This window comes from Pleurocapsa minor HA4230-MV1, from assembly GCA_019359095.1.
Classification (GTDB): Bacteria; Cyanobacteriota; Cyanobacteriia; order Cyanobacteriales; family Xenococcaceae; genus Waterburya; species Waterburya minor.
The window spans coordinates 99,019-118,544 of record JAHHHZ010000026.1 but is presented as its reverse complement, the minus strand read 5'-3'; the positions used below and the strand labels follow the sequence as shown (position 1 = coordinate 118,544).

Genomic DNA, 19,526 nt, shown 5'->3' with positions numbered 1-19,526 from the left:
GATAATCTATGTAAGATTCTACAGCTAGTTTTCACCATCCTGATGGATTATCTCTCTTTAGAGTTACCTTAACCATTTCTTCATTCAATTCTCCAGGTAGCAAGTGCCAAGCAAAGCCAACCAATAATCAATGCCATTCCCCCAATTGGTGTAATTGCCCCCAGCCACTTCATTCCCGTTAAAGTCAAAGCGTAAAGACTACCAGAAAAGATAAATACCCCAGCAATGAAGGCATATCCCGCTACTGTCAACAACGTCGAATTAGGATAACGAGAAATCAACAAGGCTACCAGCATCAAAGCCAAGGCATGATACATCTGATATTTAGTGCCTGTTTCCCAAATTGATAAAGAATTAGCGCTTAGACGATCTTTCAAAGCATGACTGGCAAAAGCACCAAATACTACTGATATACCGCCTGACATTGAAGCGATCGCTAAAAAGATTCGAGTCACAATTTTTCTTCCTCTAGTTATGAACAAATAATAATATTTTTGGCGAAAATTCTTAAATAACAGTGACTAAACTAGGCATTTTGGCATTTTTGATCTAACACTGTAACGAACCCAATTGAAAAAAGGCACTATTTATGTTGCGGTACTTGTGGGCAAAATCAACGGCGATTTGTTTTCTCAGTCTAGGTTTACTAACTTGGGCTACTCCTAATGCTGTAGCGGAATCAGTAGCGGAAAAAATAACTCGTACAGGAACGTTAACCGCAGGTACAAGTAAAGATGCCTTACCCTTTGCCTATCGTAATGAGCAAGGGGAACTAGTGGGCTATTCCGTCGATATTTTAGAATTAATTACCCGTCAGTTAGAACAAGAATACAAGCAAGAAATCGACCTAGAGTTAGTTGCCTTGGAGCCGAAAAAACGTATTCCTCAACTGATTTCAGGAGAAGTAGACATAGTTTGTGATGCTAGCAGCTTTACTTGGGAGCGCGATCGCATCATTGATTTTTCTTTTAGCTATGGTTCTACAGGAACTAGGCTTTTAACCAAAAGAGGCAATAAGTATTGGGATCCCCAGTCTCTAGTCAATTTACGCATTGGTGCTTTAGCTAAAACTACCAACGAACAGGTTATTAGAACCATTCAACCTCAAGCTGAGATTGTCTTACTTAAAGATCGCGCAGAAGGTTTTGCGGCACTGCGATCGGGAAAAATTGACGCTTTTGCTTCAGATGGAATTTTACTAGAAAGCTGGCTTCAAAACGCTCCAGATCGGCAAAATTGGCAAATTGTTGGCGATTATTCCTTTGAAGGGATTGCCTGTATGGTGCCAGAAAATAACTCTCAATTTCTCAACACAGTTAACTATACCCTCACCAAGTTTATGCAGGGGGTACTAGATGAGCAGCCAGAATACGTCGCCATTTTTGACCAATGGTTTGGTCCACAAGGAGCATTGCCTCTAACCCAAGATCTCAAAAATATTATGATTGACAATATGCAGTTGTTAATTGATTTTAAGGAGCGGATTGCCAATTAGTTGTTACTACTTGTCTCTACATTATTGACAATAGTAATGGGAATTAAATTAATTTAATGAATCTAAGAAATAGATCGCCACGCTGGGGCAACTTATTATTTATTGCCAGTCTTGCTGCGATTGTCATCGCCACAACATCTCCTTTTAACTTCCAGATTCCTGCGGGATTTTCTGGACAATTTCCATTTCTCCTCCAAAAGTTTGAATTTGGCGGCAGTGTTAAGGATTATTGGCAGAATATTTTGTTATTTATTCCTTTGGGCATTAGTTTGGCGAGCATTTCCGCTCGTAAGCAATTAAGCACTCCAGCAATTTTAGCGGTTGCCTGTTTGGGGAGTATCTTGACTTCAAGCGCCGTAGAAATAATTCAGCTCTCTTTATCTAGTCGTGTTTCTAATGTCACGGATATTATCTGTAATAGCTTAGGGGGAACTATAGGCGCATTGCTCTACTTTTGGCGGAGTAATCTTGCTCAGTTACTGAAGGGGATCATTTACAGAGATTCAAATCGCCTTAGTTTAAAATCCCTCTTAATTGCGATCGCCAGCTATTGCTCTCTAGTTCTGGTAATGGTTTTAACTTTACTCGCTAATGTTAATCTGGCGAACTGGGATGACAACTTCCATTTAACCATTGGTAATGAGGTTACAGGCGATCGCCCATGGAACGGACAGATTAGTAATTTATATATCAGCGATCGCGGTTTTAATCAATCACAAGTCCAACAGACATTGATCGAACCTGATACTTTTTTTGCTCAGTCTCCTGACTTGGTAACCTTTGTCAAGTTTACTGCTGGAGCAAGTTCCTACCAGGATCGTAGTCACCATCTCCCTAAGCTTTTGTGGCAAGGTCTTTCAGCTTCATCTGCTATAGAGCGATCGTCAAACGATCAGCAGAGATTAGAGATATTAGAAAATAGTGAAATCTTAGTAAATTCGAGACAATGGCTGAAAACAGCCCAGCCAGCAGCAGCTCTTAGCCAGAAATTAAAAAAAACTGGTGAATTTAGTCTTTATATGGCTGTTGCTAGTAACGATCCCCAGCAATTTGGCCCAGCGAGAATTATGTCATTATCAGCAGGAACGCAAAGTCACAATCTTTTAATCGGTCAAGAAGGAACAGACTTACACCTTCGTCTCAGAACTCCAATCACAGGTAGCGCTGCTTCTCAACCCAGATTTCGGATTCCTCGAATATTTGAAAATAATGATCTTGCTCGGATATTAGTGGTTTTTGCCGATAAAAAGCTTGATTTGTACATAAATAAGCCCGAAAATAAATACTCATTTGAATTTACCCCAGCAACTAGCTTTTTCAGCTATATTCCCTGGTCAAGAGTAGATTGGATAGTTAACCTTGAAGGATTTAGGTCTCTTAAATATCAGTTACTTTTTTATACAATTATCATTACTCCCTTGGCGATACTCGCTGCTTATTTATTTCTTTATTCAATTCGTCAATAAAGCTATTTACTCGCAGGTTTAAGCCGAGTCAGCTTGAGGGTATACTTTCCGCCACTAGTATCACCATAGGCTCTTACTCGCACAATATACTTTCCTGCTTCGGTAATGCGGGAAAAAAGCAAGGAGTTGGTCGAACCATCAGGCCCATCATCATTTTCGGCAACTTTAGCTCCATCTCCTGCAATCAACATGACCATCGCATCAAAATTGTCCGAGTTCAGATCGATAGTTACCTGATCGCCTTTCTCTAACTCCACTAAGTAGTCACGGGCAAATCCACCATCTCCCGTGGGAATATCATCTACCGTTAAGGTATCAGATACTTCTGTTTCTGAGGTGATTACTGTAGGATTATACATTTTCGATTCGGCTTGGGCTGGTAATGACTGTAATCCCAAGCTACATAAGACAATGCCCATTAATAACTTCTCGATTCCCACTGTAAAATTAAACCAATTGTAGGTAAACTGAATAACTATACCAAACCACATGAAATAGTTTTAGTAATTGAGTAACTTTATTATAAGTAGGTAAGCATAATTAGATCTCTTGTAGGAATTATCAATCTTGATAAAGTATGAAGTATGAAGCTGCAAGTCAGCAATTGTCAACTGGCATTAAAAAATATATTCATGTCAGAGGTCTATTGTTTATCAATCATTGCAGCAATTAGCAACTAAAAATGATGTTTTAGAGGATTACTTTCAACTAATCGCTAAATAAATATTAATCAAAAAAGAGTCTGCGATAAATCTACCACAGACCCTTTAATCAAAAATATTCTAAATAAATAATAATAAATCTACTATTATTTAACTCATAACATCAGGCATAACATAAAAGGCAATGCCTTCATCATTAAAGTTCTCTGAGTCAGCCATCATTTTTTCTATTTCGGCGTCACTATGAGTAAATACGTGGACATCTTCAATAGGATTATAGAAACGATGAACGTCAATTGAGCCTGCCACTTCTGCTTCTTCTGTATAAGCAAAAAACAGGTTGTCATCTAAAGTGTAATTATCAAGATTTTCCAAGATAGAATCTCTTTCAAATTCACTAGTTGTATAAAGATGCGATCCTGAAGAAGTATTGAATAAACGGTAGACTTCTTCCGACTCCGTTCCTGTTAGCGGATCGACTTCATCCTCAGTCAGCGTTCTGATAGCTTCTCCTGGTTGAATTTCTTGAAGCTCATAATTATCTAGGGTTTCAGCGATTACACTTTGCTCATACTCATCAACTGTATAAAAATAAGAGCCTAATGAAGGATTAACAAACTGGTATACTTTTGTTTCTTCGCCACCATCAACAGGGTCAACTGGGTCAACAGGATCAACTGGGTCAACAGGATCAACAGGATCAACTGGAGTCAGTTCTTCTAAAAAGTTGTTACCCAGAGAGTCCGCCCCAGCAATTGTGGCTAAAATTTGGTTGAGATCACCACCATCCTTATCAGCCACTGAATCATAACCAGCAGGTTGAGTCTCTTTGATTACATAATCACCATCAGCCAAGTCAGTAAACTCATAGAAACCATTGGCATTAGTAGTTGCAGTCTCAATGACAGTAGTACCATCAGCAGCCAATAGTTGGACTTCTACTCCAGCAATAGGTGCATCAGTATCTTCAATCGCATTACTATCGGGAGCATTAGTGTCGTTATAGACAGTACCTGAAAGTTTATAAAGTACAGGAGGTTCAACTGGAGTAACTTCTTCTAAAAAGTTGTTACCGATAGAGTCCGCCCCAGCAATTGTGGCTAAAATTTGGTTGAGATCACCACCATCTTTATCAGCCACTGAATCATAACCAGCAGGTTGAGTCTCTTTGACTACATAGTCACCATCAGCCAAGTCAGTAAACTCATAGAAACCATTGGCATTAGTAGTTGCAGTCTCAATGACAGTAGTACCATCAGCAGCCAATAGTTGGACTTCTACTCCAGCAATAGGTGCATCAGTATCTTCAATCGTATTACTATCGGGAGCATTAGTGTCGTTATAGACAGTACCTGAAAGTTTATAAAGTACAGGAGGTTCAACTGAATCAACTGGTAATTCGTTACCTGTTGAATCAACTATATTCCCTGCACTTAGAGAAACATTTCCATCTAGCTTAAGTATTGATTCACCGTTTAATAAAAGCTCTCCAGTTTCTGCGTCATAACTTAAAGCTGCATCCCCTTGTCCTGAGATAGAAATCTTATCTCCTACTGACTCAAAATCAGTGATTATGGGAGCATTGCTAGCATCATATTGTTGGGATAAGTCAAGGCGAAATGTATCTGATCCCAAAAGACCTGCAACACTATCACCAGCTCCCATCTCTATAACATCATCCCCATTACCACCGACCATGGTGTCATTGCCAGCTCCACCAACTATGGTGTCATTTCCATCAGCACCAAATATGTTGTCATTGCCAGCTCCACCAATTATGCTGTCATTGCCGATGCCACTATCAAGAGAGTCATTACCTATCCCAGCATCAAGAGAATCATCGCCTGCGCTGCCGAAAAGGGTGTCATCTCCATCACTACCAACAATGATATCGTCTCCTGCTTTACCATCAACATAATCGTTTCCAGCTTTACTATCAATATAATCATCGCCAAATTCACTATCTCCACCGATGATTGTGTCATTTCCTGTGCCAGTAAAAACGGAAATAGGATCGTCACTGACTAATGTTCTAACAGATACATCTTCATTTCGGGTGTTGATTACTAAATTGTTACCAGTAGCAGTTGATTCATCTTTACCGTTTTCGATTTCAACAGCCTCTGGTTTAGGATAATACGTTCTTACAGTTGACATTATATTTCCTCGTTTCAATATAAAATTAATCTATTAGCCATAAACAGTTACTATTAAGAACTTAATATTTACTAGTCAAACTTTTAATAAATATCAGTATTTTTAACTAGAGTAACTAAGCTTATAAACAGCTAAAAATAAAGCTTTCTTTATCAATTGTGTACGTAATAATTGAATTGTCAATCTGATTATATGAAGCTATAAATAATGATTGACTCACGATCTTTGCAACACCAAGTAAATAGCTGCAAAAAAATAATTTAACTATGTTAGTTTACTTAGTAAATTAACAGTTTAAGATAAATAGTTTCTACACGTTAATATAAATAAAACTGCTTATTTTGTATTTATATTATTAATTAACAAAATAAGTAAATAAACAAGTGTAATAAATTTGAAATTCTACTTCCTATTTCCTATTTCCTATTTCTTATTTAAGTAAGTATTAAGTACTAAATAAAAATACTGAGGTTGGGAGCGGAAATTGTCCCTCAATATGTACGGGAAGCTTTAAACTAATAAAATGAATGTTAGTCAAAACTTACCATAATTATCGGTCGAGGGTATTATTCAAGAAATTACACTACAGGTAACTAAGCAAGTCGATCGCCTTGATAGTTGGTTATCAACACAAATAACGGATATTTCTCGTTCTCGCGTGCAAAAGTTGATTGAAAATGGTCATGTAAAGTTGAACGATCGCATTTGTAGTAGCAAAAAAGTAAAAATAGCTCCTGGCGATCGCCTTTTGGTCACTATTCCCGAACCAAAACCATTAGATTTGACTCCTGAAAATATTCCTCTAGATATTCTGTTTGAAGATGAACATTTAATTATTGTCAATAAACCCGCAGGTATGGTGGTTCATCCTGCACCTGGACACTATACAGGTACTTTAGTTCACGCTCTTTTATATCACTGCAAATCTTTAGCTGGCATTGGCGGAGTGGAACGTCCTGGTATAGTTCACCGCATCGATAAAGATACGACAGGGGCAATTGTGGTGGCAAAAAGCGATCGCGCACATCAACATCTCCAGGCACAAATTAAAGCTAAAACTGCCCGCAGAGAATATTGGGGTGTGATCTACGGTTCATTTGCTGATGAGCTTGGGACAATTGATTTACCAATTGGTCGTCATCAAGGCGATCGCCAAAAGATGGGGGTAATTGCGATCGAACATGGTGGTCGAGCAGCCGTGACTCACTGGCAAACTTTAGAAAGAATCGGCAACTATAGTCTGATGCAATTTCTCCTAGAAACAGGACGAACTCATCAAATTAGAGTTCATTGCGCTCATTATGGACATCCGTTGGTGGGAGATAGTATCTACGGCTCAAATCGTTCCTTAAAAGTAAATCTTTCTGGTCAAGCTCTCCATGCCAGACAACTATCTTTAATTCATCCGCTTTCCGAAAAATTAATTACGGCGATCGCTCCTCTTCCCGCCGAATTTAGCAAACTTTTGCAAGTTCTGCGTAACCGAAACTAATTTCTAACACTATTAAAACTGAGGATATTTAGCTAACATTAATTCAATTTCTTTGGGAGCTAAGGGTATGGAAAACAAATATCCCTGAGCAAATTCACACCCTAGACCTTTCAATCGATCTAGCTGAAGAGCAGTTTCTACCCCCTCAGAAATCGTCTTCATACCCAAAGTTTTCGCCAAGGTAATAATTAACCGCACAATTTCAAAGTTCTCTGAATCCAAGTTCATTTGGTTAATAAAAGAGCGGTCTATTTTGAGATTGTCGATGGGAAAACGGCGTAAATAGCTTAAAGAAGAATATCCTGTGCCAAAATCATCAATACTCAATTTAATGTTTCTATTTTTAATCTGTTTGAGGGTGTTTTGGATAGTTCCTTCTGGTTCAATTAAGACACTTTCAGTAATCTCTAGCCTTAAAGAACTACCTTCTAATCCAGTTTCCAGCAGAATTTGATCGAGTTTTTGAATAAATTCAGGCTCTTGTAGCTGTTGACTAGCTAAATTGATACTCATTTTGAGCGAGTTAATCTGAGGAACGGAGGCAAATTGTTGTCGCCAAATTTGAAGTTGTTGGCAAGCCTCTTTAAGTAGCCATTCGCCAATATCTAAGATTAATCCAGTATCTTCCGCGATGGGAATAAATTCCACGGGAGAAATAGCACCCCGTTCAGGATGTTGCCAGCGAATCAAAGCTTCAAAACCCACCAAGTGATTATTATCCAAAGAGATAATTGGTTGGTAGTGCATGGTTAACTCGTTACGTTTGAGCGCAAAACGTAAACTATTCTCTAATTCAACTAACTTGAGAGTTTCATCGTACATCGTCTTGTCAAAAATTGTATAGCGTGCTTTTCCCTTGTCTTTGGCGCGATACATGGCAATATCAGCATCCCGCATCAAATCAGCAGGGTTATGATATTCGGTTGAGCCAAATACAATGCCAATACTGGCGCTGGTAAAAATATTCTGACCCTGTAAGTCAAATGGCGATCGCATTTTTTGCTGAATTCGCTCGCCGATTGAAGTTGCATCCTGAATGCTTTTGATCCCATCTAGCAAAATAACAAATTCATCTCCTCCCAAGCGAGCTACAAGATCGTTTTCTCTGACGCATTCTTGGAGTAGATTAGATACGGCAATTAACAATTCATCCCCAATTGAATGACCCAGACTATCATTGATCACTTTAAAGCGATCGAGGTCGATAAATAGTACTCCATACTTATAATCAGGATTGCGTTTGGCATGAGCAATGGTATATTGAATTCTTTCGATCAACAAAGTTCGATTTGGCAATCCTGTTAAGCTATCGTGCAGAGCATCGTGGATTAACTGCTGTTGTGCTTGCTCTAGTTTTTGCATCGCAGTTTCTAGTCCGATCGTGCGTTGATGAACTCTTCTTTCAAGATCTTGGTTTAGTTTTGTGATTTCAGCCTTGGCTAATTGTAGAGCAATTTGATTTTTGACCCGAACTAAAACTTCTTTAACTTGAAATGGTTTGCTAATATAGTCAACTCCCCCAACCTCAAAAGCTTTAACTTTATCTAAAACATCATCTAAAGCACTGAGAAAAATAACGGGAATATCGCAAGTTTCTTTATTCGCCTTTAACTGTTGGCAAACTTCATAACCATCAATATCAGGCATTTTAATATCTAATAAAATTAGATCTGGCAGAATTGTACTTGCACCCCGTAATGCTGTCGAACCATTTTTAGCACAGCGTACTTGATATCCTTGCTTACTTAAAGTATTTGCCAGAATCTGTAAATTATCAGCAAGATCGTCGACCACTAAAATACTAATATCTTGGCTTGAAGCAGAGATCGTCATTGTTCTTCTTTAGGTGTGTAAGGATGGACTGTCTTAAGGGAGTGAAAAACCCGATCATTTTAATGAGGGTAAGAATTCACTAGTTAATTGCTGTTACTTTTTTTTACTAGACTAATAATCTTATCGAAATCAAAGTCGTTAACCTGTTTTTGCAGGGATTTTTTTAGGTTGTCATGTTCTGGAGGAATTTCTTGTAATAACTGCGTCAGTAAATCTCGATCTAAAACTATTGCAGCCTGCTCTAGATGATTTAACCATTCGCGAGACATGACATTTAGAGTATCCGCTGTCAAGTTAAAATTGCTAGTAGCGGTTGGGGAACTAATTGATTCGTAAACGTATCGTATTCCCAAATGTTGAGCAATTTTGTCAAAAATAACTTTTTCGGAAAAGGGTTTGCCGACAAAATCGTCACACCCCGCTGCTTTAAACAGTGATTTATCTTCTTCTAAAGTGCTAGCACTTAAGGCCACAATCGGCGTGTAGCAGGTTTGGGAATAAGACTTAATTCGTTTTGTAGCCTCACAACCATTCATTACTGGCATTTTTAAATCCATCCAAATCATATGAGGTTGCCAACGCAACCAAACATCAATTGCTTCTTGACCATTAACTGCCTCTTGAATTTTAAAACCGACAGGCTCTAAAAATCTTTTCATAATTGCCCGATTAGTCTTAGAATCGTCCACAATCAAAATTCGATATTCAATTTGGTCTGATTCTAGACCGATAATTCTTCTCAAACTTGATTGAATTTGCAATTTCTGAGCAACAACACTCTCTGTTTGAATTTCTAAATTGAAAATTATGCCCGATTCTGAGAGTTTATTCTTGCTAACGGTAATATCCCCTCCCATTAATTGAGCTAGTTTACGGCTAATCGGTAGGTTTAGGGAACTACCTTCAGTCGATTTCAGTTCTTGTCGCACCGCAACTAGAGGATCGAATAAAGTAGCTAATTCTTGGGTGGTAAGTGATAAATCGGCATTTTCTACCTCAAAAACCAGATGGTACTTCTCAGGTGTATTTTGCTGACTGGTGGTAAGCGTCTTTTGGCGATCGCTACTAGAACTAACTCTAAAGCTGATGTCGCTAGTGGGGGTGGATTGGAGGCAATAATTAATTAAATTCCGCAAAATCTGGCGCAGTCTACGTTCATCTATACAAACCCCGTGAGGTAAATTGTGTTGTCTAATTACCGAAAATTCCCAACCTTGATTGCGAGCCTGAGACCTAAAATTTTGCTCTACATCATCCAGCCAAGCATGAAAGTCTACATGATTATCTTCTAAAGTTAATCGGTTTGTCTCAATTTTTGCCAGATCGACGACATCATTAATAATTGCTAATAGGCGTTCTCCACTACGATTAATAATTGCAATATTCTCTTGACTGGACTGGGTTGTTGGTAATTCTTGCTCCATAATTTGAGTAAATCCGAAGATCGCATTTAAAGGCGATCGCAGTTCATGACTCATATCCGCCAATAAAGTATATGGCTCACAATCAACAGTTGGAGCAGTTGGAGTAGTTGGAGCTATTTTTTCAACGGCTAAATCACTTTGATTGCTTGAGGATTCAGCTACTGTTTGGGGCTTCGTTTCGAGGGTGGTCTGGAAGTTGGGCAAATTATGCTGTTCTTTTTCTGAGTTGTGGTTTCTACTTAATAAGGTCAACCAACCATAGTTCAAGATACCCAAGACGATCGCTGATAATAAATAGATGACATACTGGTACTTGGATTGCCAATAATTTTCGTCTACCGAGCCTATCGCCAACTCCGATTGCGAAATAGTTACCACCAGCCAGCTAGATCCTAGTGTTTGGCTTTGCCAGGGTGTGACTTGTGCCAAAAAACGTTGCTGGTTAACTTTAAAACTGAAGTTACGAGGCTGATTCAGCTTTGAATTGGACTTTGAATTGGACAATGTATCTAATTTGGGTTGAAGATAGCTCCAAATATTTTGGTCAGTAATCACGGAATTAGTACCAGCTTTTCCCAAATTGCTACCAATAATTGAACCATCTTGAGAGATCACAGCAGTTTCGAGTGAATAGCCAAGATTGATTTTTGACAAATAATTATCCAGTCGCTGTTTAAAAGACTGAGCTTGAAGATCGTCAGAATTGGGTTTAATTGCTGATTCGGTGCTATTTAAATGTAGTAATATGCGATCGCTAACTTTTTGGGTGTAATTATTGCCAATCTGATTAATAATTTTGTTCTTATCTTGCGTCAAAGAGTATTCTAAGATACCAAACATAGCTAATGAATTAAAGCTAGTTGTCAGCACAATCAATAGATACAAAGATCGCTTGCTTCTCTTCATTTGTATCTTACTTTTAATATTTTCTAGTTGTTTAATTCTTTTGGTAAAATTCATGTATGCTTCTGCAATAAATGAAAAACAGACGCTTTAACCTGAAAAGTAGCTAATCAACAAATGTTAAAATTAAACTGCAACAGATTCTACAATTAATTAAACGCAATTTAGAAACTAAATAAAATTAATTAATTGTTATACCGATCGTCAAGTTGTATTTTTATTTACTACGGTAAATTTTATGGTGAATTTTTAAGTGCAACAAACCCTAAAGGACTAGCCCTAAAGGATTAGCTCGCAAGCTCGCGTCCTTCGCGTCGCAAAATCAATCGACCTTGATTTGGCAAATTTTGACTCAACCCATATCATAGTAATTTCAACAATTGATTTGATAACCACAAGCATAAGTAATTATAGACATAAATTAATTAGCTGTGACCGCAATTTGCGCAGATTATTATTAAAAAAAAGCAAGGAGTTAGTTGTTGCAAGTGTTTTTCTCCTTAAATACTCATGGTTTTATGCTGCTAGCTACCAAGACTATGATTAACAAAAGATAATTAAAAGGTAATCGACAGGTAATTAAAAAGAGGGAAGTTACAGATCAACAACACAATTCGTTAGAACTATGAAGCTAATTTATAACTTTCCCTCTTTAGTTTTTTAGTCAGACAATAATGTTGACTACAATTCCTGATTTTGCACTACCAATATTTAACGGTAAATTAGGTAGTTTTACGATAAGGAACTTTGGACAGATAGTTTATGTTCGACACAGAGGTTGAACTAGGCGCATTGGCTCTACTAGGTAGGCTACGAGCCATATCTAGATATAAAGCAGGACTTCCTGCTTTGGGTTTTTGTTCTTGAGGTTTGTAAGTACGAACTTCGCTTTGCCAAATAATTTGTGGGAAACCCAAAATGGCACGATAATATTCGTCATAACGAGGAGACGTAATGTTAAAAGGACGTTCTCCCTGATCGCGACTAGCAAGCACTCGACGACGTTGGTAAGGCACGATATCGTAACCAAAGTTCTCCATGTATTCGTCACTGTCTAGCAGTTCGTCAACGAAACCTTCAATACCTTTGGTGGCTACTTTAATCGACCAAGCAATCTTTTCTCTTTCGTTGTAAACATCACGTCCTAAAACTCTTTGGACACATTGTTCGACGAAGCGATAGTTGCTGTTTTTAACGTAGAAGCTATTGTAAAAAGTGTCTGAGAGTAAAAGTCCCCGAATAAAGTCACGTACAGTAATTTGACCATTACGTAACTGAGATTCTAAAAATCTTTCACGATCTGCGCGAAAAGCATGAAAAAAGATTTGACGATAAGCTACTTCGATCAAATCATTCATCTCAGACGAAGAAAGTAAGTTCTCTGCTGAATAAATTCTGGGTTGGTCATCTCCCCCGATCTCGTATCCTTCAACACGAACATTTTGGGAGCTGGGTTTATAACCCAATAAAGGAATAGACAAGTCAAAACCTCCGCCTATTGTAAATTATGTTAAAAATCTTAGTCCCAATCATACGTTAGACAGGGGTGCTAAATAAACAACAGTAACAAAATATTACAGAGTACTGCGTTACTTTTTGTTTGCTTACTGCTCTTTTGGTAATCAGTAATCAATTACCATCCAGAAATCGCAAATGACTTGGCATCAGTACTGGCTGCTGTTGAGGGAGCATCATCTGCTTCACTAACACGAGATTCAGCACAAAAAGTCGCTGTATTAAACCCACCAAACCTTTTAACAGTACTGCTACGTAGCCGTAGATCGGAATTGACAAACCAGAAGCGTTCGATAATGCTCATAGTTTCATATTCAGTAATTAAAACTAATCCGTCCTCATGATCCATGTGGTACTCTCCAGCCACAGGAACGATTTCGGCATAACCTCTTTCTCTGAGTAATTTTCCCTTGCGCAGATCCTCTGAGTCAGGAATTAAAGCAAATACAGTTGTTCCTTGATGATCTTCGTTTTCTTTATCCCAAGCCATTGAACCATCCCAGCTAACAAATGCACCGCCGATCGCACTTTGGGGATCTATTTCGTGCATCGCGCAAATGGCGGCTATCTTCTCATCGTCAGCATCTAGAAATTCGACGTTAATATCCGAGCTACCGCTTTCTGCTCGCCTAAATGGCAAATGATGGGTAGTACGTTGCGATCGCCATCTCCCCGCGCTCTGTTGAAAAAATTCTTTAGCGTCTTTGATTGAGTTCATCTTCGATCTAAACTTAAATTTATTTTTTATCTAGTTACTATTTACTATATCGATAAATTAGTTGCTATTACCTCTGTCTAGTCGATTTTAAAATTTTTTCCGCATCAAAATACACCAAAATTCTAGTTCTTTAATAAGTATTTTATAACTTTTTGTTACTTCGATTAATTATTACTTGACATTATGGACTATTTATAGGGTGGGTGTTAGATTAAGTGCAAATCAACACTTAGCTTCGTAAATAGAATTTCTACAGGCTGAGTACTTATTAGATTAAGGAGTGATGCCCATGGATTTATCAAGTCAACTGAGTATGGAGCAGCAGTTTAAGTTAAAAGTGCTTCAAGAACAAGTGCAGGGGTTAAGCAAAGAACAGGCACAAGAATATTTATTAGAAATGTTTCGTCAAATGATGGTCAAAGATAATTTGGTCAAAAATCTCTTGAAGAACGCCTAATATTTTTCCCTAAATTAATTAAGCAGCTGACTTGTTGTGGTGCAAAGTTAGCGATTGTAACCTTAAAATCATCGCCAATAGATGGTTTTACTTAAATAGCTCGATTCAGGTACTTGGGAACGACAGGAATCGAAACTTATTCAAACACAAGTAGATTTGCACCACCAAAATTTGCGCACCAGAATTTTTGCCTAATCTTGAGTAATCATCTAAAAACGTAGCTCGCTTAAATCCAATCTTATTACTTAAATTAAATACCTAAGTTGGTAACAAAATACTGGTATTTGGTAACTTTGTTTAGCAATTTATCATAAATTTTAATGTAATTATTACGGAATAATTCATTTACAACTTAAAATCTAATTAAGTGGAAACTTTACCTTCTACAATAGGTAAATGTAGTGAGTAAATATACTGGGTAAACCCAAATGGAAGCTGAGAACCTTAGTCAAGAAGCATTATTATCAGCTCGAGAACTAGAAATTGTCGAGCTGGTAGTAACTGGGTTGAGTAATCACAAAATTGCTCAGAGACTAGAAATCAGCAAGAGAACAGTTGACAATCATATTAGTAATATTTTAAAAAAAACTAATGCTGCCAACCGTGTTGAATTAGTCCGCTGGTCTTTACAATGGGGTAAAGTTTGTCTTGATAATGTAAATTGCTGTTCAATAACCGATCTCAAACCAAGTCTCTAAAATGAAGTGGTGTTTAAAACCGCCTTCACTTAAATTAATTCTGGCAATCACGACGTTACTTTTGAGTAGTTGCCAGTCTAGATACATTACCCCTGCTACCCAAGTCATCAACGCTTCCTTAAATTCTTTCGCCGCTGAAGGTGATCCCAATTTTTCCTATAATGGTCGTTATTTAGTTTACACTAGCGATCGCGCAGCTAAACGAAGTGTATATCTCTACGATCTTCAGCGACGGCGTTTAGTTTCTTTACCTGGATTAAATCAACCTGGAAGTATGCAGTCACAGGCAGATATTAGTGCCGATGGACGCTATATTGTCTATCGCTCAGAACAGTTAGGAAAATCTGATATTTACCTTTATGATCGCTCCACCGCAACTAGCAAAAATCTTACGCAAAACTTTATTGGCGAAGTTCGCTATCCTAGCATTAGCGGTGATGGACGCTTTGTCACTTTTGAAGGGAATCGTTCAGGACAATGGGATATTGAAATTTACGATCGCGGAACGGGAATTGATTTATCTGCACCGCCAATCTCCAGCATTGCTCCTGCACCACGATAATTATCGTAATTAATAACTGTTGATTGCCTTTTTTCCTGACTCAGAAAAAGCATAACCTAAGAATGCTTCTGTATCTGGATTGAGTGGTTGCTGGTAAACGTAATATAAAGCGGAATCAGTCTGATTATGCTTAACCTTTAATTGATCGATCTGAATGGCGGTTAAGCCTGCTGCTTGTTCTGCTTGGTTTAAAGGACGATCTAAGGCTAAGAGATCGATATTCCTCGAATACAAAAGATCTAAACCAACATCACTACCATCAGCTTTGGTAATAATTACAGTTCCAGGATATTGCTGGTGAAAACCTTTTCGTAAAGATGTATTAATCTGCGCTAGCTTGTCTGAGCCATTGATAATTACAGAAGTTCCTTGAGGGACGATAGCTGGTACGACAAAATTTGTTTGAGTAGCAATAGAGGGGGATGGATTTACTTGAACATTTGCTGCTTTAAGAATGCTATCTTTATTCAAATTACTTTTGCCAAACCCTGCAATATTGTTCTTGATTAACCAAAAAAAGCCCATGGAGACAATTAACCCGGTTGAAATCAAAGCCAAAATAAAAGGAAGAAGATCATTTTTTTTTAACATAGAGAAAATATTAAAATTGGCAAATAAACAGCTTTATTAAAGGTAGATAAAAGTCAACTAATTGAAAGTAAGTTTAGCTTAATATCTAAAGTAGAGTAAAGCGACTGAAGAAAGTGCAAAAACTGCATCTAAGTTATTAATTTAAGTCAAAAGCTAATTATATTTGAGCTTGCTAGTTAACCATCGATCGCAGCAGCACAATTGATAACGAAGTGTATCCTTTAGGATTAATCAGCGTCAAGTTTGGATCGGCAAAAATAGATCGGCGAAAAAATGTGCTTAGAACAATTAGTTGTGTTGTAAACTAGGCTGGCGACTAGAATTCCTGCATAGCCTCTTGGCTGAAGTCGCGAAGATGCAGCGAACTGAAATAAATCCAGAAAATCGAGAGCAGAAAAGTAATGTCATCGCTAAATAACCCGCGTCGGACAAAAATTGTTGCCACAGTAGGACCAGCCACCCTCAAGCCCGATATTCTAAGACAATTGATTACAGCGGGAGCAACTACCTTAAGAATCAATTTCTCTCATGGTACGCAACAAGATCATCAAAAGGCGATACGTTTAATCAGACAGACTGCTTTTGAACTAGATCAGCCCGTGGGTATTTTACAAGATTTACAGGGCCCTAAAATTCGTTTAGGTAAATTCGTAGCGGGGAAAATAAATCTCAAAAAAGGCGATCGCTATATCTTAACTAGTCGCCAAGTTGAATGTAACCAAGAAATTGGCTGCATCAGCTACCAGAAGCTAGCGTTAGAAGTGCCAGAAAACGCCACTATTTTGTTAGACGATGGCAAAGTAGAAATGCAGGTAGAAAGCATTGATAAAGCTAATCAAGACTTACACTGTAGAGTTGTCGTGGGGGGGGTACTTTCCAGTAACAAAGGAGTGAACTTTCCTGGGGTTTGTCTTTCGGTTAAAGCTTTAACTCAAAAGGATCGCGAAGACCTCATGTTTGGTTTAGATCAGGGAGTAGACTGGATTGCTTTAAGTTTTGTTCGTAACCCGCAAGATATTCTAGAAATCAAAGATTTAATTGTTAGTGCAGGTAAGTCTATTCCCATAATTGCCAAGATTGAAAAACATGAGGCGATCGAACAAATGGATGCCATCCTCTCATTATGCGATGGGGTAATGGTAGCACGGGGAGATTTAGGAGTTGAATTACCCGCCGAAGATGTGCCAATTTTGCAAAAGCGCCTGATTGCTACGGCTAATCGTTTGGGAATTCCGATTATCACGGCTACTCAGATGTTGGACAGCATGGTCAATAATCCTCGACCAACTCGTGCGGAAGTATCAGACGTGGCTAACGCGATTTTAGATGGTACAGATGCCGTGATGTTATCAAATGAAACTGCTGTAGGTAATTATCCTGTTGAAGCGGTGGAAACAATGGCAACGATCGCCTGTAGAATTGAACAAGAACAAGGTACAAACAAGCTTAAACGAACCAAACGCTCGATAACTCATGCTATTTCCGCAGCAGTAGGTGAAATCGCTTCCCAGCTAGACGCAGCAGCGATTATGACCTTAACTAAAACTGGCGCAACAGCTCGTAATGTTTCTAAGTTTAGACCAAAAACACCCATCATCGCGATTACCCCCCATGTCTATGTATCTCGTCGGCTACAGCTCGTCTGGGGAGTCAAACCGCTATTAGTACTAGATTTATCTTCTGCTACGCAAACTTTCCAAGCTGCAATTAATGTAGCGCAAGAAAAAAATTGGCTGGCTGCGGGAGACTTGGTGGTAATGACGGCGGGAACGCTTCAGGGAGTAGCAGGATCGACGGATTTGATTAAGGTTGAATTAGTTAAAGCAATTTTAGGGGAAGGTTCGGGCATCGGACAGGGAGCAATTAGCGGTCGCGCTAGAGTTGCTAAAAGTGCCGCCGAAATCCACGATTTCAATCCAGGCGAGATTTTAGTTACTTCTTCTACTAATGCTCAGTTTGTCGATATTATTCGTCAAGCATCAGGAATTATTACGGAGGAAGATAATATTACCAGTCATGCTGCGGTAATTGGTTTGCGTTTGGGCATCCCTGTCGTGGTGGGTTTTAAAAACGCTACCGAGATAATTCGAGAAGGCGCAATTCTCACTGTTGATGCTAAGCGTGGTGTAGTTTACTCAGGTACAGTTAATAAGCAGTAAGACTAAATCTTGTGGGATTTAGGGGATTTAGGAGATTTAGGAGACTTGGGGACTTGGGGACTTGCCCTAAAGGATATGCGTAGCGGTATCTCCAACTATGCGAGACAAGTGCTTTAGCACTAGCTTCGCGTCGGGGACTTGGGGCAATAATTATCTCCCTATCTCCCTACATAATTGTAATTACTAACTTTTCTGTGGGTAACGTCAGTTAATGATGTTCCATGGCATAGCAAATCAGTTCAATACGGTTATTGAGTTCGGATTTACGCAATAGGCTGCTAACATATTTTTCAATGGTGCGGGGGGATAAATGCAGTTGTTGACCGATTTCGATGTTTGAGCGGCCTTCAATCAGTAGTTTTAAAACTTCTGTTTCCCGTTGAGTTAATTGAAGTTTTTCATACAGCTTACTGAAATCATGATCTTTTTCTGCACTATGAAGTTCGGCGGGTCTAGCAATAACACTTGTTGGCTCAATCTGCTCGGTATGAGGAAATCTTAATTCCGAGTGGATTGCTTGCGATCGCTCTAGTAAATTACGAATAATTGCCCCTAATTCCTCCATTTCAAAAGGTTTTGGCAAATACATATCACAACCCACCTGATAACCGTGAATACGAGCCGTTGTCTCACTGTATTCACTCAATAAGATCACTGGTAATAAACGGTATTGGGGTAGCCGACGAATATTTGTGATTAATTCATAACCGTTTTTATACGGCATTTTAATATCGGAAATTAGCAGATGAGGATGATATTTTTCCAACATCGATAGAGCTTGTTCGCCATTTTCTGCCGTAATGACTGAATAACCATTCAATTCTAAATAATCATTGATTAACAAACGTATTGCTGGGTCATCTTCAGCAACCAAAATAAATAAAGGCATTAACTTTTAGCCTACTTCTGCATCTACCTATGCTTAATCTTAATCGTTATCAGGTTGAAACTGATCTTCTACTATTTAAAATGACTTAGTTCTCTGGTTGTGATTTGAGCTAAAAATTTTAGACTCACAATACACCTTGTGATAGAAGCTACCAGATTAAGTTTCCCATAATATATTTAATGTAATCAAAAACAAATATTGCACTGGATGGGAGTTGTACCGTTGTGACCCATTGCCAAAAGCCGAAGGAGAGCGAACTGGCAGGTTTTTGGACAGTCAAGTATAGCTAGTTAGGTGTGGAGTTTTTATCGCTTCCTCCACTTAGTTACTACCGAGGGAAGGCGCAATCCTTTATCAAAACGGTCTTAGGTAGTAGACGTAATATTAGCTTGCACGATTTAATCATCAATAAATACAGTTATGTGTGTTTTATGTGTTTTTTTCGTCAGGCGATCGCATTTTGATTCAGCTAAAATAACCTGAGTTTGACTTAGTTTGACAAAGC

General features: G+C 38.4%; 16 protein-coding genes. 7 read left to right on the top strand and 9 right to left on the bottom strand.

From position 1 onward, the window contains the following. Nucleotides 1-80: 80 nt before the first annotated feature. Nucleotides 81-455, bottom strand: a complete 375-nt coding sequence (locus KME09_18435; protein ID MBW4535920.1) for a DUF423 domain-containing protein — start codon at nt 453-455, stop codon at nt 81-83. 134 nt (nt 456-589) lie between these two features. On the opposite strand from KME09_18435, the gene KME09_18430 reads away from it, so the two are divergent. Both KME09_18430 and KME09_18425 read left to right on the top strand, forming a co-directional pair. Beyond that, nucleotides 590-1,495, top strand: a complete 906-nt coding sequence (locus KME09_18430) for an amino acid ABC transporter substrate-binding protein (GenBank protein MBW4535919.1) — start codon at nt 590-592, stop codon at nt 1,493-1,495. Between the two features lie 56 nt (nt 1,496-1,551). Continuing rightward, complete coding sequence (locus KME09_18425) at nt 1,552-2,961, top strand: VanZ family protein (GenBank protein ID MBW4535918.1); 1,410 nt, start codon at nt 1,552-1,554, stop codon at nt 2,959-2,961. Between the two features lie 2 nt (nt 2,962-2,963). On the opposite strand, the gene KME09_18420 is transcribed toward KME09_18425, so the two are convergent. Together KME09_18420 and KME09_18415 are read right to left on the bottom strand one after the other, a co-directional pair. Next, the gene (locus tag KME09_18420) at nt 2,964-3,380 is read right to left on the bottom strand and encodes a PPC domain-containing protein (protein ID MBW4535917.1); all 417 of its coding nucleotides are present in this window, start codon (nt 3,378-3,380) and stop codon (nt 2,964-2,966) included. A gap of 393 nt (nt 3,381-3,773) precedes the next feature. After that, nucleotides 3,774-5,780 (bottom strand): Cna B-type domain-containing protein, encoded by a 2,007-nt coding sequence (locus KME09_18415; GenBank protein ID MBW4535916.1) that lies wholly within the window; start codon nt 5,778-5,780, stop codon nt 3,774-3,776. A 565-nt stretch (nt 5,781-6,345) separates the two neighbouring features. On the opposite strand from KME09_18415, the gene KME09_18410 reads away from it, so the two are divergent. Beyond that, on the top strand, nt 6,346-7,272 hold the full coding sequence (locus tag KME09_18410) for an RluA family pseudouridine synthase (protein ID MBW4535915.1): 927 nt from the start codon (nt 6,346-6,348) through the stop codon (nt 7,270-7,272). 12 nt (nt 7,273-7,284) lie between these two features. On the opposite strand, the gene KME09_18405 is transcribed toward KME09_18410, so the two are convergent. The 4 genes from KME09_18405 to KME09_18390 form a co-directional block, all read right to left on the bottom strand. Further along, a complete protein-coding gene (locus KME09_18405) occupies nt 7,285-9,105 on the bottom strand; it encodes an EAL domain-containing protein (GenBank protein MBW4535914.1) in 1,821 nt (606 codons plus the stop codon). 83 nt (nt 9,106-9,188) lie between these two features. Then, nucleotides 9,189-11,489, bottom strand: coding sequence for a response regulator (locus KME09_18400; protein ID MBW4535913.1), 2,301 nt, complete (start codon nt 11,487-11,489; stop codon nt 9,189-9,191). A gap of 665 nt (nt 11,490-12,154) precedes the next feature. After that, on the bottom strand, nt 12,155-12,913 hold the full coding sequence (locus tag KME09_18395; GenBank protein MBW4535912.1) for a phycobilisome rod-core linker polypeptide: 759 nt from the start codon (nt 12,911-12,913) through the stop codon (nt 12,155-12,157). 152 nt (nt 12,914-13,065) lie between these two features. Then, complete coding sequence (locus KME09_18390; protein MBW4535911.1) at nt 13,066-13,665, bottom strand: phycobiliprotein lyase; 600 nt, start codon at nt 13,663-13,665, stop codon at nt 13,066-13,068. A gap of 289 nt (nt 13,666-13,954) precedes the next feature. Here KME09_18390 and KME09_18385 point away from each other — a divergent pair, with 289 nt between their 5' ends. From KME09_18385 to KME09_18375, 3 genes are all read left to right on the top strand, one after another. Then, nucleotides 13,955-14,122, top strand: a complete 168-nt coding sequence (locus KME09_18385; protein MBW4535910.1) for an NblA/ycf18 family protein — start codon at nt 13,955-13,957, stop codon at nt 14,120-14,122. A gap of 428 nt (nt 14,123-14,550) precedes the next feature. After that, complete coding sequence (locus KME09_18380) at nt 14,551-14,820, top strand: HTH domain-containing protein (protein ID MBW4535909.1); 270 nt, start codon at nt 14,551-14,553, stop codon at nt 14,818-14,820. A gap of 1 nt (nt 14,821) precedes the next feature. Continuing rightward, nucleotides 14,822-15,382 carry a PD40 domain-containing protein gene (locus tag KME09_18375; GenBank protein MBW4535908.1) on the top strand — a complete coding sequence of 187 codons (561 nt, stop codon included), beginning with the start codon at nt 14,822-14,824 and terminating at the stop codon, nt 15,380-15,382. Nucleotides 15,383-15,391: 9 nt separating this feature from the next. Here KME09_18375 and KME09_18370 read toward each other — a convergent pair whose 3' ends face one another. After that, the gene (locus tag KME09_18370) at nt 15,392-15,973 is read right to left on the bottom strand and encodes a hypothetical protein (protein MBW4535907.1); all 582 of its coding nucleotides are present in this window, start codon (nt 15,971-15,973) and stop codon (nt 15,392-15,394) included. A gap of 401 nt (nt 15,974-16,374) precedes the next feature. Here KME09_18370 and pyk point away from each other — a divergent pair, with 401 nt between their 5' ends. Beyond that, a complete protein-coding gene (gene pyk, locus KME09_18365) occupies nt 16,375-18,132 on the top strand; it encodes a pyruvate kinase (GenBank protein MBW4535906.1) in 1,758 nt (585 codons plus the stop codon). Between the two features lie 208 nt (nt 18,133-18,340). On the opposite strand, the gene KME09_18360 is transcribed toward pyk, so the two are convergent. Continuing rightward, nucleotides 18,341-19,021, bottom strand: a complete 681-nt coding sequence (locus KME09_18360; GenBank protein ID MBW4535905.1) for a response regulator transcription factor — start codon at nt 19,019-19,021, stop codon at nt 18,341-18,343. Nucleotides 19,022-19,526: the final 505 nt, after the last annotated feature.